Source organism: Anaerohalosphaeraceae bacterium (assembly GCA_035378985.1).
Taxonomy (GTDB): domain Bacteria; phylum Planctomycetota; class Phycisphaerae; order Sedimentisphaerales; family Anaerohalosphaeraceae; genus JAHDQI01.
Genome location: DAOSUR010000009.1, coordinates 101,089 through 121,724, shown reverse-complemented (window position 1 = coordinate 121,724; position 20,636 = coordinate 101,089). Strand labels below are relative to the sequence as shown.

Below are 20,636 nucleotides of genomic sequence, written 5' to 3'. Positions count from 1 at the left end.
TCTATGGAAGTCCCTGTGGAATTGTCGCAGATTCTCATCAACGAGACGGTAGACCAGCAGATTATTGTGCTCAAGGAAAAAGGAGGCCAGCGGAGTTTTCCGATTGTCATCGGAATGCCGGAGATTCTGGCGATTGACCGGCGTCTGAAGGGCTATGAGATGCCCCGTCCGCTCACCCATGACCTGCTGGCTTCGGTGATTGAACAGATGGGAGGACGGATTCTGAAGATTGTCATCTGCGATTTGCGCGAGCATACGTTCTATGCCCGGATTCATATCGAGCAGAACGGCCGGGTCATTGAAGTGGACAGCCGGCCGTCGGACGCCATAGCCCTGGCCAGCGGTCTGCAGGTGCCTATTTTTGTGGAGGATTCTGTTTTTGACAAGCTTCAGATGTGAAGCCCGCCAGCAGAATCAGTCCTACGCCGATGCACAGGAGGGTGTCGGCGAGATTAAAGGTCGGCCAGTGATAGGATCGGATGTGGAAATCAAGAAAGTCCCGCACGAGGCCGTGATTAAAGAGCCGGTCATATAGATTGCCTAAAATCCCCGCGGTAATCAGACCAATAGCGGTCTGAAGGAGCCGTCCCTGTATTTTTCCGAGCGTAAAAAGGAATCCAATGACCAGCAAGGCCAGAATGGAAACAGCACTTAAGTAGAAACGCTGTCCCTGAAAGATGCTGAAGGCGGCTCCGGAGTTCAGACACGGAACCAGATGGAAGAAACCGGGAATAACCCGATAGATTTTTCCGCTGCCGACAGGGCCCAGCCAGTCGAAGACGGCCTGCTTGGTCCAGAGGTCTGCAACAGCTCCGAACAGAGCCAGGGTGCTCCACAAGACCCATGCCGTCTTATCCGGAGGGGAAAAACGGCATCCACACGCGGACGATTCCTTCGTCTGGGCGCACTCAGAAGTCATTCCATCCGTCTCTTGTGAATTACTGATATTGTTCGTAAAATTTCTGCAGCTGGGGCTGATTGGGATTCAGCTGCAGGGAGATATTCCAGGCCTCCAGTCCTTTGGCTTTGGTGGAGGGATTGCGGTCTGTGAAGTATTGAATCATATAGGCGACACCGAGAGATTTGTAAGCCATATAATCTTTGGAGTCCGCCTCTGTGGCCTTGACATAAGAGGCGATGGCTTCCTCGATTTCCTTCAGCCGAAGGTGGGCAAACCCCATGTACTGATGGGCCAGGGAGTTGTTCGGCTCCATTTCAATAACAGCCGCCAGCAGTTCTTTGGCGGCGGTGTATCGTCCGGAGCGCAGGTACGCCCGAGCCAGCGGAATCATAATTTCGCTTTTGTTGCCCTCCAGCTCCAGAGCCCGCCGGTAGGCATCAATGGCCTGCAGATGGTCCTTCTGGATTTCATAGAGGTCGCCGAGAAGAACTTCCGTTTCAGCTTTATTGGGGTCGATAGCCTGAGCTTTTTTGGCGTATTCGAGGGCCTGGGTGTAGTCCTCCACTAGATAGAGACACTTGGCGGCATTGTAATGGGCCTCATAGTGGCTCGGATTGAGGGTGCAGGCGGAGATATAGGCCTTCACGGCTTTGGCGAATTCCTTAAGGGCCTGATAGACCTTGCCCAGATTGAAAAAGTCCTTGAAGGACCACGGGTCCAGTTCCGTGGCTTTTTCATAGGCCTTGGCACTGTTTTCGTAGTCCTGCATCTGCTGATAAATATCCCCCTGCATCGAGTAGGCAATGGCGAATTCGGGGTCCAGCTCTGTGGCCATCTGGAGTTTTTTGAGAGCTTCGGCGTGCTCATTGAGTTCCAGCAGCATCATTGCATCGACATAGAGAGCAACCGCCATTTCTTTCTGCTGCTGGGCCTGCTGGGCCAAAAGGTCTTCAGGGCTTGGGGCTGGCGGCTGGGGGACAGTTTGAGTGGCCGGAGGCATTTGACATCCGCTGCTGAGAGATATTCCGACTAAAACCATTGCTGTCAAGGTCAATCCGAAAACCTGCTTTGATGTCGGCATAGAAACACCCTTTCACCTCTTTGCCCCGACCGCAGACAAAAAGAAAGTTTTCTGCGGGTCCGGCGGAACTTGTTGTAATTGGAGACAAAAACCGGCGGTGATTATACCAGAACCTCACCCCCTGTCAAAACGTTTTTTAAGAGCTTAGAAACAAGCAGGTTAGGAGAAAAAGACTGTTTTTTCGGGCTGAAAAGAACAGGGAGACGGCTGTTTCGCTGGGAACTTTGGGCCTTTGGGGGCGTAAAATCATTGACAGAAAGAATTTGGGATTTTACCATACGCCCTTTTCAGCAGGCGGAATGGATTAACTTTATGGAGAAAAAGATGGCTGGGACCAATATACGGCTGCGGAAGAGACCTTGCGTGATGATTATCCGGGACGGCTGGGGATATAACCCAAATCCGGCGGAAGATGCCTACAACGCCGTCAAACAGGCTAAAGTGCCGGTCGATACAATGCTGATGAAAACCTATCCGAATTGTCTGATTCGCACCTACGGGGAAGATGTCGGACTGCCGGAGGGGACGATGGGCAACAGCGAAGTCGGCCATCAGAACATCGGGGCCGGCCGGATTGTCTATCAGGATTCCGTGCGGATTACCCTGTCGATTCGCCAGGGGGATTTCTTCCGCAACGAAGTGCTGCTGGAAGCGGTCCGCTGTGCCAAACAAAAGAACCGGCGGCTTCATTTGTTCGGCTTGTGCAGCGACATCGGCGTGCATTCTCTGTTGGGCCACTTGTATGGGCTTTTGGAACTGGCAAAACGGGAAGGGCTCCAGAAGGTCTATCTGCATGCCTTTACGGATGGGCGCGATTCGCCGCCGACCAGCGGGGCCGGGTATTTGAGGGATATTCAGGCCAAGATGAAGGAAATCGGGGTCGGACAGGTGGCTTCCGTGATGGGCCGTTTCTATGCGATGGACCGCGACAAACGGTGGGAACGGGTGCAGGAGGCCTACGACTGTCTGACGCTCGGCAAGGGCGGCAGGGCACGGGATGTCATCCAGGCGATTGAAGACAGTTATGCCAAAAATGAAACAGATGAGTTTATCAAACCGGTGAATATCATCGATGGAGACGGCAAGCCTGTGGCGCTGGTCGAAGACGGCGACAGCGTGATTTTCTTTAATTTCCGCGGGGACCGGCCGCGGGAACTGACGCGCGCCTTTGTGGACAAAGATTTCAGCGGTTTTGTCAGGACGGCTCATCCGAAGGTCCATTACGTCTGCATGACAGAATACGATGCGACGATTCAGGCGCCGGTGGCCTTTCCGCCGATTCGAGAGATGCCGAATATTGCCGGGGAGTATTTCAGCAAACTGGGCTTAAAGCAGTTTCGCTGTGCCGAGACGGAAAAATATGCGCATGTAACCTTCTTTTTCAACGGCGGACGGGAAGAACCCTTTGAGGGCGAAGAGCGGCAGATTGTCCCCAGCCCGAAGGTTAAGACCTATGACCTCAAGCCCGAAATGAGCGCTAACGAGGTTTGCCAAGTCATTCTCGAGAAGCTCGACTCCAACCGATTTGATGTGATTATCTGCAATTTTGCCAACCCGGATATGGTGGGGCATACGGGGGTGCTGGCGGCGGCTGTAAAAGCGGCGGAAACGGTGGATGCCTGTGTGGGCCGGATTCTGGAGAAGGTTCGGCAGATGGGAGGCAGTGCCGTCGTGCTGGCTGACCACGGCAATTTTGAGAAGATGTGGGATTTTGAGAACAATATGCCGCATACGGCGCACACGGTCGGCGATGTGCCGTTTATTGTGGTGGATGAGGAGTTCCGTCATCGGAAGATGGCTTCCGGCGGGCGGCTGGCGGATGTGGTGCCGACGTTTCTGGAGGTCATGGGGCTGCCCAAACCGGAAGAGATGACCGGTCGGAGTCTGCTGCTCTGAGCCCCGCAGAGGCGGTCGGCGGACGGGAGAGATGCGGCGTGGGCAAAATTGCGGTCCTCGACGACAATCTGGTCAATATGATTGCAGCCGGCGAGGTTATTGAACGCCCCGCCAGTGTCGTCAAGGAGCTGATGGAAAACAGCATCGATGCGGGGGCTCGGCGGATTGTTGTACAGGTTGAGCAAGGGGGGCGGGACCTGATCCGCGTCAGTGATGACGGCTGCGGAATTGCTTTTGAGGATTTGCCGCTGGCCTTTGAACCGCACGCGACCAGCAAGATTCGCACCAGTGAGGATTTGCTGCGGATTTCGACGATGGGCTTTCGGGGGGAGGCGCTGGCGAGCATTGCGGCGGTTTCCCGGCTGGTGATGGTCAGCCGTCCTGCAGACAGCATTCAGGCCGGACACATGGAAATCGACTGCGGACAAAAAAGCCCTCCGGTGCCCGCCGCCGGGCCGGTGGGAACCACCGTCGAGGTGCGGCAGATTTTTTATAAGCTTCCTGCACGGCGCAAATTCCTTCGCTCGGCCAATACGGAAATGACGCATGTCGTCGAGCAGTTTACCCGCGTTGCCCTGGCTTATCCGGAGCTCGAATTGGTGCTGGAGCACGGCGGGCGAACAGTGTATTCTCTCCGAGCCGGACAATCCTTGGCGGAGCGGATTGGGATTTTGTTTCCATCGGCGGTTGCGGAGGATTTGCTGGAGGTTCGGCGGCAGGAAAAAGCGATCACAATCCAGGCCCTGCTGGGCCGGCCCGACCGGGCGCGAACCAGCAGCAGTTATCAATATATCTTTCTCAATCGCCGCTTTATTCGGGATAAGTTTATCCTGCATGCCTTCAAAGAGGCCTACCGCGGATTGATTGAACCGCAGAAGCACCCCGTCGTCTTTTTGTTTCTCCAGATGCCGCCGGAGCTGTTCGATGTAAATGTGCACCCGACGAAGACGGAGGTGCGCTTTGAAAATGCCAACTGGGTTTATTCGCAGGTGCTTTCGGCACTGCGGGACAAGCTGCTTTCGATGGAGCTGCCGACCGCCGGAGCCGTCCCGGCTTCCGCCGCCTCGTTTCACGCGGAGGACCCGCTGGAGGAACTGCTTCAGAAAGACCGCGAAAGCCGGATTCGGCAGGCGATGGACGACTTTTTCCAGTCGCATTCAGCCGGTGCATCCGTTCAGAAAAGACTGCCTTTTGTACCGTCGCCGCCGGCTGATTGGAAGCCGCTGAAGCCGGCGGATGCCGGAGAAGCCGAAGTGCAGTCTGGTCCGTTTGCCTGTCTTCAGATTCACAACAGTTATCTGGTGCTGCCGACGGCGGACGGCTTTGAGGTGATTGACCAGCATGCCCTTCACGAGCGAATCTTGTATGAGCGGCTGCGTGCGGCGGCAGCGGCCGGACCGTTAACTTCTCAGCGGCTTTTGGTGCCGGTGATTCTGGATGTGTCCGATGCGCAGCTGGATGCCTTAAAGCGGGCGGCCCATCTGGTGGGAAAACTGGGAATTGAATGGGATATGTTCGGCCCCCGGAGCATTGCCGTCCATTCGTTTCCGGTTTTGCTGGAAGGTGTGTCTGTGGAGGCGTATATTCAGGACATGCTCGATGCGTTTCTGGACAAAGGTTCGGACGTGGATGAAGAGCGGCTGCTGGCGGAGGTGCTGGAGCGTGCGGCCTGCCGGGCGGCGGTCAAAGCGGGACAGCCGCTGACGCCGGCAGAGATTGAACAATTGCTGGCGGACCGCAAACTGGCCGAAACCCCCGGACGATGTCCGCACGGCAGACCGACCTCTCTGGTCTTTACCCTGAAAGAACTTGAAAAACAGTTTAAGCGGACCGGTTTTTGAAAGGCCTTTGGTGTCAGACTTCCGGAAAATGCTGGTGTGGTTTTGCCTGCTGCTGTTAGGTTTTGTTTTGGCGGCATCGCTGGTTTCCTTTCGGCGGACAGCTTTGAAAATGCAGTCATTGCAGCCGGAGGATGGGTCCCTGCGTATCGTCTCGCTGGCCCCGAATCTGACGGAGATTCTGTTTGCGATGGGGCTGGGTGAGCAGGTGGTTGGGGTCAGCTCCGACAGCAATTTCCCGCCGGAGGCCGCCCGCTGCAAAAAGGTCGGAACGTTCTGGAATCCGGATGCCGAGGCGGTTCTGGCGGTTCGTCCGACCCTCGTGATTACACTCGGTTTTGAGCAGCAGGCGAATTTAGCCGCTTTGCTGGAGCGAAGCGGCTGTCGGACGCTCCGGCTGGACGTGGATACGCTCCCTCAATTGTATAAAGCCATTGAGGCAATCGGCTCGGCCGCCGGATGTCCCCGGGCGGCGGAGGATTTGGTGCGTCAGATTGCCGAGGGGCTGGAAGCGTTTCGAGGAAAAGCGGGGAATTGTGCTCGGAGAGCCGTCTGGATTATTCAGCGTCAGCCCCTGCGGGCGGCGGGAAAGAAAACGTATTTTACAGAACTTTTGGAGATAGCCGGCGCCGGCAATGCGGTCAGTTCATCTCTCTATTCGTTTCCGCTGCTCACCGAGGAACATTTTTTGTCCTGCGATGCGGAGGTGATTTTCGAGACAGCAGACACCCCGGCGGACCTGGAGCGTCAGAAGGCGACGGCAAAGATCTTTTACCGCCGCTTTCGCGGGGTTCCGGCCGTGGAGCAGGGTCGAGTTTATGTGCTCAACGGAGATTTGCTGTGTCGGCTGGGACCGCGGATTCCGCTGGCACTGGAAGAGATAGTCCGCTGTCTGTGCGGACAGGCGGAGGGGGCCCTGTGATTACCGCCAGGCAGCTGCTGAAAGAAGTGACAATCGGCCTTTGCGGGCTGGCGCTGGTGGTTTTTTTGTGTGCGTTCGTCGGTTCAGAACCGCTTTCTGTGGAGGGAATCGTCAAAGGCCGTCAGCCGGATGCCCAGATTTTCTTTCAGGTTCGGATTCCCCGTCTTCTGCTGGCGGTTTTGGTGGGGGCCTCGCTGGCCTCGGCCGGGGCTGTTTTTCAGGTTTTGCTCAGAAATCCCCTGGCGGAACCGTATATTCTGGGAATCTCCAGCGGAGCAGGGCTGGGGGTTATGACGGCGGTACTGGTAGGGGTTCATTGGAGCGGATGGGGACTGTCCGGGGCATCTTTGCTTGCCTTTGTCGGAGCAGCCGGTACCACCTTGCTGGTCTGGTGGCTCGGTGGATTTACCGGCCGCACGGTGGGGCCGGGGCTGATTTTGGCCGGCGTCATCGTGAATGTTTTCTTTTCCGCTGTGATGATGCTGTTGGCCTCGATGGCTCCGGGCGGTCAGTTTCAGACCACTCTTTTTTGGCTGATGGGCTGCCTGAGTTCTTATACGGATTGGCCGGTTTGGCTGGTAAGTGTAGTGCTGGTCGGAGCGGGGTTCGGAGTGCTGTTCTATTTGAGCCCGCAGCTGAATATTCTTTCGCTGGGCACCTCAGAGGCCCGCAGCTTGGGCGTGGTGCCGGAGCGGCTTTTTCCGACAGCCCTTGCAGCGGCGGCTTTGATGACCTCAACAGCCGTCAGTTTAAGCGGTTTGATTGGTTTTGTGGGACTGATTGTCCCTCATTCCGTTCGGCTGCTTTTTGGGGCTGACCATCGACGGCTTCTGCCGATGTGTGCGATTTTTGGGGCCGTTTTTTTGGTAATTTCCGATACGATTGCGCGGATTTTGATTCATCAGGTTCAACTGCCTACCGGGGTTGTTACAGCCCTGGCAGGCGGACCTTTTTTCCTTTTTCTGCTGATTCGGCAGTCAAAACAGCTTTACGGAGGCACTCTTTGAGTTTTATTCAGATTCAAAATCTGGCATTCTCCTTCGGGGGAATTGAGGTTTTTAGGGATTTATCGCTGACGATTGAAAAGGGAAGCTTTTGCGGGTTAGCGGGTCCGAATGGAGTTGGGAAAAGTACGCTTTTAAAACTTATCGGTGGGCATTTAGAGCCTTCAAGAGGGAGTGTTCAAATAGAATCTTTGACAGACATTTCCAAGACTGTTGCGTATTTGCCTCAAGAGACTATTCCTGTATTTGGATATACTGTATCAGAAATAGTGATGATAGCCCGATATTGTCGAAAAAAAAGGTTGTTTTTTGAGGAAGAGGAGGATTTTAGGGCTGTGCGGGAAGCAATGCATTTGACTTCGACGGAGCATCTGGCTTCTCGGCCGATTACGCATTTGAGCGGCGGAGAAAGACAACGGGTTTATTTGGCTCGTGCCATTGCCCAACAGACGCCGGTGCTGCTGCTGGATGAACCGGTCAGCCATTTAGACCTGAAACATCAGGTTCTTATCTGTGAAGTTTTGCGACGTCTTCAGAATCAGCAAAATAAGACCATTGTGATGGCCACACATGATTTAAATACGGCTTCTTTATATTGTGATTGGATGATTTTACTGGGGAGAGGGGGACGCTTGATAAGCGGGCCGGTCGGAGAAGTTTTAACAAAAGAGAATATAGAAGGTATATATGATATAGAATGTAATGTATATACATCTCACGGAGTTCGTCTTTTTGGGCCGAGGGTCGCCAAAGCCGAGTGTTTGCCGGATGAGAACAAGGTTAAGTAACTGTAAAATAAGAAGATAGTTTAGGTTCAGCAGAAAGGTTTTTCTGCCGATGAGAGTTGAAGTATTTGCTTTTCTTACGAGTCACAATTTTGTATGATGACGGGACTTGGCGATCATAGAAAAGAGAGAGATAGAAACCGTGGCGAAAAAATCAAAACCAAAATCTGGAAAGAAGCAGGAATCCAAGAAACCTACCTCTGCTTCAAAGACGAAAAAGACAGCCAATCCGGGAAAAACAGCAGGCAGCCGGAAAGTATCTCAAAAATCGGCAAAGGCAAAACCTTCCGCCAATACGTCTTCCCCCAAAACCCGGACTTCTCTCAGTCCTGAGGAATTAGAACATTTCCGGCAGCTTCTTCTTGCAAAACTGAAGGAGATTACCGGAGATGTGCATTGGCTGGAAAATCAGGGATTACATCGATCTCGACAGGATTCAACGGGAGATTTGTCCAATATGCCGATTCATATGGCGGATATTGGAACAGATACTTATGAGCAGGAGTTTTCGCTGGGCCTGATGGACAGCGAACGCCGACTGGTACGGGAAATTCTGGATGCCTTAAGACGCATTGAACAAGGGACTTACGGTATTTGTGAGGGTACGGGCAAACCGATTCCCAAAGGACGTCTTGAGGCCAACCCCTGGGCACGTTATTGTGTAGAATATGCTTCTTTGCTGGAGCAGGGGAAGGTAATTGAGCATCGGTACTCTGGTCCGATTCGATTTGCTGATGGGCTTGAGGAAGAAGCTGACGAAGAGGAGGGAAATGAAACTCCGGAAGAAGAGAGCGAAGAGGCAGAACTGGGTCCGGAAGAAACGGATTCTGACATCGAGTTGGATGGAGAAGATTTTGAGGAAGAGGACGGTTCTTTCTTTTGAGCAGTCGGAGCAGGAGCGGATTTTGGGAATTAGGAGAGAAGGAGTGAATGAAGAAGAGAAATTGTCCCATCTGCGGCAAGGAAACTTTTTTTCAGCAGGGCTCCGAACGGAATCCGTTTTTCCCCTTTTGCAGTCAGCGATGCCGCTGGGTGGATTTGGGGCATTGGCTGGATGGTGCGTATCGGATTCCTGCCGAGGAGTCGCCTTCGAAAGAAGAGTCCGAGTCGGAAAAAGAGGGTTCTGAAGCGGAATAAAGCATTGCCGGAAAAGAAAAATCGGATAAGATGAAGTTGAAAAGGTTGAACGAAGCTTAAATCCGGAATGCATCCACGCGGAGTAACAATGGTTCGAGAACATTCCATTCGGCAGATGTGGGATGATTTGGCTCTTCCGGAATTGACGCGGACTTTGCGGCTGGCTATCGGTCCAACCAAAGTTCTTTTGGCCTTTTTGTTTGTTCTGCTGCTTTGCGGCGGCGGTCTGATGCTGGATCTGGTTACTCGATCGGTGACTGTGCTGCCGCCCCAGGCAATGGCGGGTGCACCGACGGATTCGATTTTCCGGAAAGGAGACGAGCTGGCTGTTTATTTAGAGAATCCGTCAAGGACCTGGGAATATATTCAGTTTTACAGAGAACACACAGAGGGACGCGGGGTTTTTTCCGTCTTGTGGAATTTTTTTGCCGCTCGGTTTAATCATGCCACTACACGTCTTCTTGAACTGGGTTCTTCGAATCTTTTTGCGAATTTGGCCAACGTGGGGTACAACCTTTGGCTGTGTGTACGGGCGCTGGCCTGGGCGGTGGAGTATCATCCTTTTTACAGTCTTATTTATTTCACGTATGCCGGTTTGCTGACATGCTTTTTCGGAGGGGCGATCTGCCGGTGTGCCGCACTGGAGTTTGCCCGTTTTGAAAAACCCGGCATCGGAGAGGCCATCCAGTTTGCTCGGGAACAGTGGAAATCTCTTCTGACGGCTCCTCTGATTCCGCTGGGAATGCTGGCGGGAATCGGGGGGATTTTTTATCTGGTGGGTTTGGCTGGGAATATTCCGTGGGTCGGGGAGCTGCTGCTGGGGCTGCTGATTGGGGTTCTGTATCTGCTTGGACTGGCGATGTCGATTCTTCTGCTGGCGATGCTGACAGGCGGGGGGCTGCTGTTTCCGGCGGTAGCGTATGAGAAGACCACCGGTCTGGATTCGATCGGAAGGGCGTTCAGTTATGTTATCAATCAGCCGCTTTGGATGCTGTTTTATACCGTGGTGGAGCTGATTTTGGGAACGCTGTTTTATTTGTTTATACGTCTTTTTGTATTTTTATTTTTGCGGCTGACCTATACGCTGGTGAGTTTGGGATTTACGGAAGGGCAGATTGACAAACTGCACCGGATTTGGACGGAGCCGACGTTTTTTCATCTGCTGAATTCGCCGATGAAAGCAGCCAACTGGTCGGAAAAAACGGCCTGGGGGATGATTTATCTGAGTTTGCTTTTTATTGTGGCCTTGGTAATGGCGCTGGTTGTCAGTTATTTCTTTTCCGCCATTACGGTTTTGTATGCCCTGATGCGCAAGAAAGTGGATAAAATCGGAATTACTCAGGTGGAAGTTGCTTTGGAAACCTGCAGCAAAGATTTGAAGGATTCTGTATGACTGAACAGACGGTCGATTCGCAGCCAATGAAGCCGGGTAAACTTGACAAGACATCAACCAACGGGGGATGGAAGGCATTTCTCCTGTTCTACCGAAAACCTCTGATTATTCTGGCTCATGTAGTTGTTTTCGTCGGGGCTTTGACGCTGGCCTTCTTGTTTGCGTTTAATATGCAGCTGCTTCGCCGATGGGCGGTTTATCCGTTTCCTGTCCTGCTGGCAGTGGTTTTACCGGTCAAACTATTGGTTTTTGGACGGTTTGATCAGTATCGCGGGTGGTGGCGGTATGTCGGGATGTCGGACCTGATTCAGATTGCCAAGGCCTCCCTGGTCAGCACAGTGATTCTGATGGTCCTTTGGTATTCATACGGATGGTTCGGCGATTCTTTTGTGCCTGCCTCCTCGGTGGAGGCCGTTCAGAAAAAGGTTCGTCTGCTGGAAACGCAGCTGTCCGAGGCCCTGACCAGCGAAGAGACGCTTCATCTGCGACAGCATTATTATAACCTGAAGGGGCTGGAAAATCTGCTTTCCGTAAGCCGCATCTCTGTGCTGCGGAGAGAAAGTCAGTCTCTGCCGGTCAACAGCCAGGAACGTCTGCGTTTGGAATTGGAAATCGAACGGTGCCTGGAGTTTCAGAAGACCATCGAAGGCGTGATTATGCTCGATTTGTTTACCACCATTATGCTTTTGTCCGGTCTTCGAATGCTGATTCGGCTTTATCATGAAGAGTTTTTTGCAGAAAGCCGAAAAGCTCTGCGTCGGTTCTTAATTGTCGGAGCCGGCGATGCCGGAGAGGCCCTGCTGCGCGAAATGATGCGGCATAAGGATACCCCCTATCAGGTTATCGGGTTTGTGGATGATGACCCGCTGAAATATCGAATGAAAATCCACGGGGTGCCGGTGCTTGAAACCATCGAGCAGCTGCCGCAAATCTGTCAGAAGTACAGCGTGGATGAGATTGCCATAGCGATTCCCAGTGCAACACCCAAACAGATGCGCCGCGTGGTGCAAATCTGTCAGGGGACCAAACTGCGGTTCAGTACAGTTCCGTCGATTACGGATATTGCCTCCGGCAAGCTGCGGGTTTCCCAAATCCGCGATGTGGATATCAATGACCTCTTGGGGCGGGAAGAGGTGAAGCTGGACATTGACGGGATTCGGCGGTTCTTGACAGGCAAGACCATTCTGGTAACCGGTGCGGGGGGGTCGATTGGTTCGGAGATGTGCCGACAGGTCTGCGGATTTGGTCCGAAATGTCTGCTGCTGGTGGAACAGGCCGAAAATCCCCTTTTCTTTATTGAAGGAGAACTGCGGAAGACCTATCCGAACGTGCCGCTGGAAACCCTGATTTGTGATATTACGGACCGCGTGCGCGTGGATCAGATTTTTGACCGGTTTCGTCCGGAAGTAGTGATTCACGCGGCGGCTCACAAGCATGTGCCTCTGATGGAAATCAATCCCGGGGAGGCCATCAAGAACAATGTCATCGGAACGATGAATGTAGCAGATGCGTCTGATCGGGTGGGTTCGGAGCATTTTGTGATGATCAGCACCGATAAGGCCGTCAACCCGACCAGCATTATGGGGTCATCCAAGCGTATCGCGGAAATGTATATTCAGGACCTGAACAATACAAGCAAAACGCATTTCGTGACGGTGCGGTTCGGGAATGTGCTGGGCTCGAACGGTTCTGTGGTGCCGATTTTCAAAAAACAGATAGCCGAAGGCGGACCGGTGACCGTAACGCATCCGGAAATGCGGCGGTATTTTATGACGATTCCGGAGGCCAGCCAGCTGGTGCTTCAGGCGGCGGCCATCGGCAAAGGAGGAGAGATTTTTGTTCTGGATATGGGCGAGCCGGTTAAGATTGTGGATTTGGCTCGGGATTTGATTACGCTGAGCGGTTTTCGTCCGGGGGAGGATATTGAGATTGTCTTTACAGGGCTGCGGCCTGGGGAGAAGCTGTTTGAGGAATTGTCGATTGCCGGCGAGGATATGATTCCGACCGTGCATCCGAAGATTGCCGTTTGGAAGAATATCCCCAAAGACCGGCAGTTTTTACGCACCCATATCCAGAAGCTGATTGAGGCGGCCTATGCACAAGACCGCCAAAAGATTGTGGAAATCATCAAGATATTAATTCCGCAATATATGGGGTCTCCCGCCGCACCTGCTCATTCAAAGTAGGGCTGCTTTTTTGCCCGACAACGAGGGGAAAGGCAGGGCTTATTCCGCTGTCGAGTGGACCACCTCTTCCCGCGGATGGGCGTTCTGATACTGTTCTTTCATTCGGCTGGTCGTTACGTGGGTGTAAATCTGGGTTGTGGACAGCGACTGGTGGCCGAGCAGTTCCTGAACGCTGCGAAGGTCTGCTCCGTTGTTGAGCATGTGGGTGGCGAAGCTGTGCCGCAGTGTGTGCGGACTGATGGATGGGTCCAGGCCGGCCTGAACGAGGTATTTGTCCATTTTGCGACGGACGCTGCGGGTGCTCAGTCGCTTGCCGTGCTTGTTGGCAAAGAGGACTTTCGTATCAAAACTCGGATCGGACTGAATCCGTTTGTTGCGGAATTCAATGTAATGCTGGATGGACTGCAGGGCGCTGGAGCCGATGGGGCAGATGCGTTCTTTTTTGCCTTTGCCGCGCACGTGAATGACCTCACCCAAGAAGTCCACATCTTCGAGGTTGAGAGCGACCAGCTCGCTGACCCGCATTCCGGTGCTGTAAAGGACTTCAAGCATGGCCCGGTCTCTCGCTCCCAGCCAGGTATCCGTCGGCGGGGTGTTCAGAAGTTTTTGAACCTGTTCGTATTCGAGGAACTTGGGCAGTTTCTTTTCCTGCTTGGGGGTTTTGATGGAGGACACCGGGTTGCTGCTGATGCGGCCGCGCTTAACAAGGAACTTATAGAAACTGCGCAGGGTTGCCAGTTTTCTTGCTGTGGTGGATTTGGTATAATGGCGTTCATTCAGGAAGGCCATAAATTTCCGCACGGTCTGAACGTCTACAGACAGCAGAAGCTGATCCGGTTCGGCAGGAGCAGCATCCGGATTGGCTTTTTGCTCATCCTGAAGGAACTGAATGAATTGTTCAAGGTCGGCTCCATAACATTTGGCGGTGTGATCGGAAAAATGTTTTTCCAGCTTGAGATATGTGATGAATTCCTGAATGTTTGCCGCGTCTTTCATAATTGTTCCTTCTTTCTATCTTTCCTTGGGAAAGGTTATTCGAGGTCTTCGCTGTCTTCGTTCGATTCGGAGGTCTGCATAGGAAGAGGGAGGTCTTTGTACAGGAGCTGGTCGGCCTGACCGATTAATGATTGCGTAAGACAAAAACTAAGGACGGCGGCGTCAAACCAGTCAAAATCAGTCCTTGGGTCTGTTGCGCAAGCCACCAGGGCATCCAAAAGAGGTCCCTCCTGTCCCGGTTCATAACGGAAAATATATTTTTCTCCGCCTTTATTGAGGACCAGCTGTTTTTTTTCTGTATTCATAACTTGACGTTCCGATAAGTGAAAATCTCTACATCTTTTATCGGTCGAAAGAGTGGTTTCTAAAGTAATTTTTTGTTTTTTCCGGCGAAAATGAAAGGCGGTTTTTCAATAAGAAAGGAACGACCGATAATAAAAAAAAATAAAGACAAAGAAAATCAAGAAAGGACGGATGTTGATAAATTGCCTAATTTACGCAGAAGTAAGATTTTCCGTTGCGGTTTTCGATACGTACCTGCTTGTTTTCCAGAAGGCGCTGGAGATATTTGGCTGCCAGAGAGGGGGCAATCTGAAGACTGGCGGCCAGCTCTTCGAGGGCACAGGGGCGACGCTTGAGGGTTTCGAGGATTGTTTGTTCCGAAAAGGGCTTTTTTTCATCTGTTCCGGTTTTGGGAAAATCGGCAATGACCTCGGCGTTTGGATGAAGCTGAGGGGCTATTTGTTCCAGGACAGACAAAGGGACAGCCCGGATATGCGGATGAGCGGTGGGGCGGACGGCGGTGTTCAGCTGGACTTTGTCCGGATTAATTTTTTTGATAAGGCGATTCAGATTTGTAATGGAAGCGGGGTCGGTGTTGAGCCCTTCACAAAGGAAGATTTCCAGCCAGATTGGGCCTTTGTATTCACGGCGAAAAAGAATCAATCCTTCCACAAAGCGTTCAAAAGACAGACTTTCATGGGGCTGGTTGATTTTTCTGAATGTTTCCGGGTCGCCTGCATCGAGGGAGGGAAGGACCACATCGGCCAGCGAGCATTGTTTTCGGACCTCCGGGTCCCAGAACAGCGTGCCGTTGGTAATCAGGGCTGCCGGGATTTTCGTTAAGCGATGAATTCCTTCAATAATTTCATCGAGACGGCTGTGAAGGGTTGGTTCACCGGAACCGCTGATTGTAATATAGTCCGCTGCGATTTCTTCCCTCAGCCACCGGCGGATTTCTTCGAGAATGTCCTCAGGGGGAACATAGTTTTTTCGTTCGAGAGTCTGGGCGGCGTCTGTTCCTAATTGGCAATATAAGCAATTTTGTGTGCAGGTTTTGAAAGGGACTGGGTCCACGCCGAGACTTCGCCCGAGGCGCCGGGATGGAACCGGGCCGAAAAGATAACGATATTTGGAGGCCGGATTATTCATCAGGGCTGACGAACAATTTGGAAAATGCCGTAACAAGTCTTTACAAGGGCTTCGACCTGGTCTAACGGCAGCATACAGTCGGCATCGCAAAGGGCTTTTTCCGGAGTCGGGTGGACTTCCATAAAGAGGCCGTCGGCTCCGGCTGCTGTTGCGGCCCGTGCCAGAACAGGGGCCAAATCCCGCCGACCCGCACTGGCGGTTCCTAATCCGCCGGGTCTTTGGGTGCTGTGGGTGGCATCGAAAATGACCGGACATCCGAGGTTCTGCATAGCCGGGATGGCGGTCATATCATTAACGAGCCGGTTGTATCCGAAAAAGGTTCCTCGCTCCGTCAGGAAAATCTGCTGCCCGCCGGCGGCCCGGATTTTTTGAACGGCGTTTTTCATTTCTTCTGGACTGACAAACTGGCCTTTTTTGACATTCACGGGTTTTCCGCTTTTGGCGCAGGCAACCAGAAGGTCGGTTTGGCGACACAGAAAGGCGGGAATTTGGAGGCAGTCCACTACTTGAGCCGCAGGGAGGACCTGCGAGGGTTCATGAATATCAGTTAAAACAGGCAGACCTGTTTTTCGACGGACTTTTTCGAGCACTTCAAGGCCCTTTTCCAGACCGGGGCCGCGAAAACTTTCAATGCTGGTTCGGTTGGCTTTGTCAAAACTGGCTTTGAAGACAAAGGGGATTTGGGTTCGTTTTTGAATCTGGAGAAGCGCATCGGCTACATCCAGGCACAATGACTCACTTTCAATCACACAAGGCCCGGTGATGATGAAGAACGTTTTGCCTAGCTCGATTGAAGCCGGTCCGATTTGATAGATGGTTCTGTTTTGCATAGATTATCCAATCATTCTTCGCAGTCGAGTCCGAATGCCGGCGGGTTTTGTGCCGGGCGGAACAAGAACATTGATGGCCTGAGGGATCAGTTTAATTTCGGCAGGGGGCTCCGGTCCTGGGTCGCCGTCAATTTGGCAATAAATCGGCTCTTTGGCCAGCGACTCCACGGTAATCACAGTGCCCTGTTTGTAAATGACATCTTTGCCGCGTGTATGCATCTTAAAAATGGTGGCGACGGCGTGTTTGAGCAGATGGGCCTGGTTGCGGCATTTGTAGATGCATAAATCCAGTTTCCCGTCGCCGTATTGGGCATGTTTGCAGATTTGCAGCCCGATGGCATACCGGGAGATATTCCCGACAAAAACAAGACCGCGGCCGGAAAAACACTCCTGGCCGTCGATGGTAACCCGCATCGGCGGAAAGGTATGGGACCAGAAACATCTCCAAATCGGCCAAAAGTAATCGAGATGGCTGATGTGTCCGGTTCGCCAGCCGTGGATGCGGTGAATGACATCTCCATCGAAGCCGAACCCGCAGATGGAGGTAAAACATTTTCCGTTGATAGTTCCCAGGTCAAGAGGACGAAGCTGCCAGGCCTCGTAGGTTTTGATAAGTGTTTGGGGCTGCAGGTCGAAGCCCAGTTCGTTGGCCAAAAGATTTTCGGTTCCGGACGGGATAATCAGAAGGGGTTTGTCGCTTCCTTCCAGACCGTGGATAACTTCTCGGATTGTGCCGTCTCCTCCTGCAGCGGCTACCAGAGAACAATCGTAATCCACAGCGGCCTGACGGGCCAGTTCACAGGCATGAGTGAGCGACTGCGTCAGGAACGTTTTCATCCGGCAGCCGGCCTGCTGGAAATAATTCTGGAGGCATTTGACCAGGTGTTTTCGGCTGCTGGCACCGGATTTGGGGTTGATAATTAGAAAGATGTATCCGTTCAGTTTCGGCATGGCTTCTTTCGGGAGAACGGGTCAGATTTGTTTTTTCAGAAGAGCTCTGGCCAGGAGTTTGGCGTATCCTTCCGAGAGGTGGTGTTCTCGCTGAAGGCCGAGGTGAGCCAGGGCCTCTTCGACTTCGACTTCCGTGGGGGCCTCCACTTCGACAAAACACCCCATCGGAGGGACACGATCCAGGCAGATATGACAGTGTTTCCAGGTCCAGATTTTTCTGGTTTTTTTCACAATGATCCCGGAGGTAAATCCCAGTCCGAAGAAGATTTTTTTGGCGGCCTCAAAATCGCTGATTTGGACTTCGGCTTCGGGGCGCGTTTTAAAACGCCGTTTTTCTTTGGGGCTTTTGAAGGTCAGGAAAAATTTTTCCCCTTCCGGCCCGTCCTGTCTGCGCAGCCGCAGGCCGCAGCCCCGTTTCAGCGGGTGGCCGTGCGTTCCTTTCAGATACAAATCCGTTTCGCGGACCTCTTTGAGAAAAACAGCATTCATTTTTCTCAGTTGCGCTTCGAGCGGAGTCAGCGAAGGGACAGCGATTTTGGCTTCGATTTCAATTTTCACAGTCTATGGTTCCCCATCCATTTACGGGATTATGTTTACCAGCCGGGATTTTACAATGATCACTTTTTTGGGTTTTTGTCCATTCAGGACGGCCTGAATTTTCGGATGCGCCAGGGCCAGCCGTTCAATTTCCTGTTCATCTGCATCGGCGGAAACGCAGAAGCGGTCTTTGATTTTGCCGCATACTTGTAAGGCCAGCTCGACCTGTTTTTCCTGCGCCAGCTGGGGGTCAAATTGCGGCCAGGGTTCATAAGCCAGCGTATGGGAATGGCCCAGCCGCTGCCAGAGTTCTTCGGCGATATGAGGGGCAAACGGCGATAAAATCAGGATAAACGGTTCCAGAATTTGTCTGGGACGGACGGTTTGGCGTCCGAGATGATTGACGAAAATCATCATTTGGCTGATGGCGGTGTTGAAGGCGAAGTTCTCGATGTCTGAGGTCACTTTTTTGATGGTTTGGTGGAGCAGCCGCAGGGTTTGTTCATCGGGCTGGGCGTCCTGAACAGCCGGATTCAGATGGCCGGTTTCGGGGTCCACCACGAGCCGCCAGACTTTGTTCAGGAAGCGGTGGACGCCCTCAACTCCCTGCATGCTCCAGGGCTTAACGGCCTCCAGCGGCCCCATGAACATCTCGTAGAGCCGCATCGAGTCGGCTCCGTACTGAGCAATAACGGAATCGGGATTGATGACGTTGCCGCGGGATTTGCTCATTTTCTGGTTGTCTTCCCCCAGAATCATCCCCTGATTAATCAGTTTCTGGAAGGGTTCCGGAGTGGAGACGTATCCGAGGTCATAAAGCAGTTTATGCCAGAATCGGGAATAGAGCAGGTGGAGAACGGCATGCTCAGCCCCTCCAATATACAAGTCGACCGGCATCCAGTATTTTTCGACGGCGGGGTCGAAGGGTGCTTTGTCATTGGCGGGGTCGAGGTAGCGCAGGTAATACCAGCAGCTGCCGGCCCATTGGGGCATGGTGTTGGTTTCGCGTTTGGCTTTTGTTCCATCCGGCAGGGTGACATTGACCCAGTCCACGGCCTTGGCCAGGGGCGGCTCTCCGGTGCCGGTGGGTTTGAAGTCATCCAGTTCGGGCAAGCCCAGCGGCAGGTCGGATTCGGACAAGGCGATGGTGCGTCCGTCCTCGGTGTGAAGGATGGGGAAGGGCTCGCCCCAGTAGCGCTGCCGGCTGAACAGCCAGTCTCGCAGTTTGTAATTGACGGCCTTTTTGCCGAGCCCTTTTTCTTCGAGCCAGGCCGTGATTTTTTCTTTGAAAACCGGTGTAGGCAGGCCGTCAAACGGCCCGGAATTGAAGGCCGTTCCGTCGCCGGTAAAACAGACTTGTCCGGCCTGGACCTGCTGGGCCAGTGCCGGGTCGTCGGGTTTGACGACGGGAATGATGGGCAGGCCGAATTTTTGGGCGAATTCGAAGTCGCGTTCATCATGGGCCGGAACAGCCATAATGGCACCGGTGCCGTAACTGATGAGGACATAATCGCTGATCCAGATGGGAATCTGTTTGCCGTTGACGGGATTGACGGCGAAAGCCCCCGTAAATTGACCGGTTTTTTCCTTGGATAATTCCGTGCGGTCAAGGTCGCTTTTTCGGGCGGCCTGTTCTTTATATTCCGCAACGGCTTGTTTGTATTGCGGAGTTGTGATGGAATCCACAAGCGGATGTTCCGGAGCCAGAACCATATACGTGGCCCCAAAGAGTGTGTCGGGGCAGGTGGTGAAGATGCGGATTGTGGTGTTGTGTCCGACGACGGCGAAACTGACTTCTGCACCAATGCTGCGTCCAATCCAGTCCTGCTGAAGTTTTTTGATGGATTCGGGCCAGTCGAGCTGATTGAGGCCTTCGAGGAGGCGTTCGGCATAACGGGTGATGCGAAGCATCCATTGACGCATCGGCTTTCGGATGACCGGATAGCCGCCGCGTTCGCTGACGCCGCCGACGACTTCCTCATTGGCCAGCACCGTTCCGAGGGCCGGGCACCAGTTGACCGGGGCTTCGGCCTCGTAGGCAAGCCGGTGGTCATCGATGTATTTCCGGACGGCCTTTTCGCCCTGCGCGGCGATTTCTTCCGGAATCGGCAGCTCTTCAATCGGCCGGGCCTTCTGGAGGTTTTCGTCAAACCAGCTGTTGTAAAACTTCAGGAAAATCCATTGGGTCCATTTGTAATAGCGGATATCAGTAGTATCGACCTGGCGGTCCCAGTCGTAGCTGAAGCCAAGAGCCTGAATCTGACGGCGCATATTTTCGATATTCCGCTGGGTGGTAATAGCCGGATGGGTGCCGGTCTGGACGGCGTATTGTTCGGCGGGCAGACCAAAGGCGTCCCAGCCGATTGGATGGAGGACATTGTAGCCCTTCATTCGCTTGTATCGTGCGACAATATCGCTGGCGGTGTATCCTTCCGGATGGCCGACGTGAAGGCCCTGTGCGGACGGATAGGGAAACATATCGAGGACGTAGTATTTGGGGCGTTCGGAAAGCGGAGCTTTCGGGTCGGGCTTAGGGGGCTGCTGGCCTTTTTGAAGAGGTCGGCCGTCCGGGGCCTTGAAGGTTTTATTGCGAAGCCAATAATCCTGCCATTTTTTTTCGATTGCAAGAAAGTCGTATCGGCCGTTTTCCATAAGAATTCTCAATACTTGCTAAAACCTACATTATTTATCAGCAATGAATGATTTGATTGGAAAAGCACATTATATCCAAATTCTATCGGTAAGCAA

General features: G+C 53.0%; 20 protein-coding genes. 11 read left to right on the top strand and 9 right to left on the bottom strand.

Annotation, left to right across the window (positions count from 1 at the left end; genetic code table 11):
- Nucleotides 1-3: 3 nt before the first annotated feature.
- Entirely contained in the window at nucleotides 4-399 is a 396-nt protein-coding gene (locus PKY88_08280; GenBank protein HOQ05194.1) for a bifunctional nuclease family protein, read from the top strand.
- Here the strand turns inward: PKY88_08280 and lspA are convergent.
- Together lspA and PKY88_08270 are read right to left on the bottom strand one after the other, a co-directional pair.
- A complete protein-coding gene (gene lspA, locus PKY88_08275; protein HOQ05193.1) occupies nucleotides 356-919 on the bottom strand; it encodes a signal peptidase II in 564 nt (187 codons plus the stop codon). The two genes, PKY88_08280 and lspA, sit on opposite strands and share 44 nt — an antisense overlap.
- A gap of 19 nt (nucleotides 920-938) precedes the next feature.
- Nucleotides 939-1,982 (bottom strand): tetratricopeptide repeat protein, encoded by a 1,044-nt coding sequence (locus PKY88_08270; protein ID HOQ05192.1) that lies wholly within the window; start codon nucleotides 1,980-1,982, stop codon nucleotides 939-941.
- A gap of 324 nt (nucleotides 1,983-2,306) precedes the next feature.
- Here PKY88_08270 and gpmI point away from each other — a divergent pair, with 324 nt between their 5' ends.
- The 10 genes from gpmI to PKY88_08220 all read left to right on the top strand — a co-directional run bounded on the left by gpmI (nucleotide 2,307) and on the right by PKY88_08220 (nucleotide 13,143).
- A complete protein-coding gene (gene gpmI / locus PKY88_08265) occupies nucleotides 2,307-3,878 on the top strand; it encodes a 2,3-bisphosphoglycerate-independent phosphoglycerate mutase (protein ID HOQ05191.1) in 1,572 nt (523 codons plus the stop codon).
- A 38-nt stretch (nucleotides 3,879-3,916) separates the two neighbouring features.
- Nucleotides 3,917-5,719 (top strand): DNA mismatch repair endonuclease MutL, encoded by a 1,803-nt coding sequence (gene mutL / locus PKY88_08260; GenBank protein ID HOQ05190.1) that lies wholly within the window; start codon nucleotides 3,917-3,919, stop codon nucleotides 5,717-5,719.
- 28 nt (nucleotides 5,720-5,747) lie between these two features.
- Nucleotides 5,748-6,638, top strand: a complete 891-nt coding sequence (locus PKY88_08255; GenBank protein HOQ05189.1) for a helical backbone metal receptor — start codon at nucleotides 5,748-5,750, stop codon at nucleotides 6,636-6,638.
- The gene (locus PKY88_08250) at nucleotides 6,635-7,645 is read left to right on the top strand and encodes an iron ABC transporter permease (protein ID HOQ05188.1); all 1,011 of its coding nucleotides are present in this window, start codon (nucleotides 6,635-6,637) and stop codon (nucleotides 7,643-7,645) included. The genes PKY88_08255 and PKY88_08250 overlap by 4 nt, the downstream gene beginning before the upstream one ends.
- Complete coding sequence (locus tag PKY88_08245; protein ID HOQ05187.1) at nucleotides 7,642-8,430, top strand: ABC transporter ATP-binding protein; 789 nt, start codon at nucleotides 7,642-7,644, stop codon at nucleotides 8,428-8,430. Before PKY88_08250 ends, PKY88_08245 begins: the two co-directional genes overlap by 4 nt.
- 93 nt (nucleotides 8,431-8,523) lie before the next feature.
- Nucleotides 8,524-8,760 (top strand): hypothetical protein, encoded by a 237-nt coding sequence (locus PKY88_08240; GenBank protein HOQ05186.1) that lies wholly within the window; start codon nucleotides 8,524-8,526, stop codon nucleotides 8,758-8,760.
- 58 nt (nucleotides 8,761-8,818) lie between these two features.
- A complete protein-coding gene (locus PKY88_08235; GenBank protein ID HOQ05185.1) occupies nucleotides 8,819-9,310 on the top strand; it encodes a TraR/DksA C4-type zinc finger protein in 492 nt (163 codons plus the stop codon).
- A gap of 47 nt (nucleotides 9,311-9,357) precedes the next feature.
- Nucleotides 9,358-9,564: a DNA gyrase inhibitor YacG gene (gene yacG, locus PKY88_08230; GenBank protein HOQ05184.1), complete on the top strand. Its 207-nt coding sequence runs from the start codon at nucleotides 9,358-9,360 to the stop codon at nucleotides 9,562-9,564.
- 88 nt (nucleotides 9,565-9,652) lie between these two features.
- The gene (locus PKY88_08225) at nucleotides 9,653-10,957 is read left to right on the top strand and encodes a hypothetical protein (GenBank protein HOQ05183.1); all 1,305 of its coding nucleotides are present in this window, start codon (nucleotides 9,653-9,655) and stop codon (nucleotides 10,955-10,957) included.
- Nucleotides 10,954-13,143 (top strand): nucleoside-diphosphate sugar epimerase/dehydratase, encoded by a 2,190-nt coding sequence (locus PKY88_08220; protein ID HOQ05182.1) that lies wholly within the window; start codon nucleotides 10,954-10,956, stop codon nucleotides 13,141-13,143. The genes PKY88_08225 and PKY88_08220 overlap by 4 nt, the downstream gene beginning before the upstream one ends.
- 39 nt (nucleotides 13,144-13,182) lie before the next feature.
- Here the strand turns inward: PKY88_08220 and xerC are convergent, their stop codons facing one another.
- The 7 genes from xerC to leuS all read right to left on the bottom strand — a co-directional run bounded on the left by xerC (nucleotide 13,183) and on the right by leuS (nucleotide 20,540).
- Nucleotides 13,183-14,139 (bottom strand): tyrosine recombinase XerC, encoded by a 957-nt coding sequence (gene xerC, locus PKY88_08215; GenBank protein HOQ05181.1) that lies wholly within the window; start codon nucleotides 14,137-14,139, stop codon nucleotides 13,183-13,185.
- A 35-nt stretch (nucleotides 14,140-14,174) separates the two neighbouring features.
- On the bottom strand, nucleotides 14,175-14,444 hold the full coding sequence (locus PKY88_08210; GenBank protein HOQ05180.1) for a hypothetical protein: 270 nt from the start codon (nucleotides 14,442-14,444) through the stop codon (nucleotides 14,175-14,177).
- Nucleotides 14,445-14,628: 184 nt separating this feature from the next.
- Nucleotides 14,629-15,495 (bottom strand): radical SAM protein, encoded by an 867-nt coding sequence (locus tag PKY88_08205; protein ID HOQ05179.1) that lies wholly within the window; start codon nucleotides 15,493-15,495, stop codon nucleotides 14,629-14,631.
- Nucleotides 15,496-15,569: 74 nt separating this feature from the next.
- Nucleotides 15,570-16,400: a 3-deoxy-8-phosphooctulonate synthase gene (gene kdsA, locus PKY88_08200; protein HOQ05178.1), complete on the bottom strand. Its 831-nt coding sequence runs from the start codon at nucleotides 16,398-16,400 to the stop codon at nucleotides 15,570-15,572.
- Nucleotides 16,401-16,403: 3 nt separating this feature from the next.
- Nucleotides 16,404-17,351, bottom strand: coding sequence for a diacylglycerol kinase family lipid kinase (locus PKY88_08195; GenBank protein ID HOQ05177.1), 948 nt, complete (start codon nucleotides 17,349-17,351; stop codon nucleotides 16,404-16,406).
- A 21-nt stretch (nucleotides 17,352-17,372) separates the two neighbouring features.
- Entirely contained in the window at nucleotides 17,373-17,909 is a 537-nt protein-coding gene (cyaB, locus tag PKY88_08190) for a class IV adenylate cyclase (protein ID HOQ05176.1), read from the bottom strand.
- Between the two features lie 21 nt (nucleotides 17,910-17,930).
- A complete protein-coding gene (gene leuS, locus PKY88_08185; protein HOQ05175.1) occupies nucleotides 17,931-20,540 on the bottom strand; it encodes a leucine--tRNA ligase in 2,610 nt (869 codons plus the stop codon).
- Nucleotides 20,541-20,636: the final 96 nt, after the last annotated feature.

Excerpts from the sequence above, each read along its gene's own strand:
- lspA (HOQ05193.1), bottom strand. The coding sequence starts at position 919 with ATGACTTCTGAGTGCGCCCAGACGAAGGAATCGTCCGCGTGTGGATGC.
- PKY88_08220 (HOQ05182.1), top strand. The coding sequence starts at position 10,954 with ATGACTGAACAGACGGTCGATTCGCAGCCAATGAAGCCGGGTAAACTT.
- PKY88_08270 (HOQ05192.1), bottom strand. The coding sequence starts at position 1,982 with ATGCCGACATCAAAGCAGGTTTTCGGATTGACCTTGACAGCAATGGTT.
- leuS (HOQ05175.1), bottom strand. The coding sequence starts at position 20,540 with ATGGAAAACGGCCGATACGACTTTCTTGCAATCGAAAAAAAATGGCAG.
- yacG (HOQ05184.1), top strand. The coding sequence starts at position 9,358 with ATGAAGAAGAGAAATTGTCCCATCTGCGGCAAGGAAACTTTTTTTCAG.
- kdsA (HOQ05178.1), bottom strand. The coding sequence starts at position 16,400 with ATGCAAAACAGAACCATCTATCAAATCGGACCGGCTTCAATCGAGCTA.
- PKY88_08255 (HOQ05189.1), top strand. The coding sequence starts at position 5,748 with ATGCTGGTGTGGTTTTGCCTGCTGCTGTTAGGTTTTGTTTTGGCGGCA.
- gpmI (HOQ05191.1), top strand. The coding sequence starts at position 2,307 with ATGGCTGGGACCAATATACGGCTGCGGAAGAGACCTTGCGTGATGATT.
- PKY88_08240 (HOQ05186.1), top strand. The coding sequence starts at position 8,524 with ATGATGACGGGACTTGGCGATCATAGAAAAGAGAGAGATAGAAACCGT.
- PKY88_08225 (HOQ05183.1), top strand. The coding sequence starts at position 9,653 with ATGGTTCGAGAACATTCCATTCGGCAGATGTGGGATGATTTGGCTCTT.
- xerC (HOQ05181.1), bottom strand. The coding sequence starts at position 14,139 with ATGAAAGACGCGGCAAACATTCAGGAATTCATCACATATCTCAAGCTG.
- PKY88_08280 (HOQ05194.1), top strand. The coding sequence starts at position 4 with ATGGAAGTCCCTGTGGAATTGTCGCAGATTCTCATCAACGAGACGGTA.
- PKY88_08210 (HOQ05180.1), bottom strand. The coding sequence starts at position 14,444 with ATGAATACAGAAAAAAAACAGCTGGTCCTCAATAAAGGCGGAGAAAAA.
- PKY88_08195 (HOQ05177.1), bottom strand. The coding sequence starts at position 17,351 with ATGCCGAAACTGAACGGATACATCTTTCTAATTATCAACCCCAAATCC.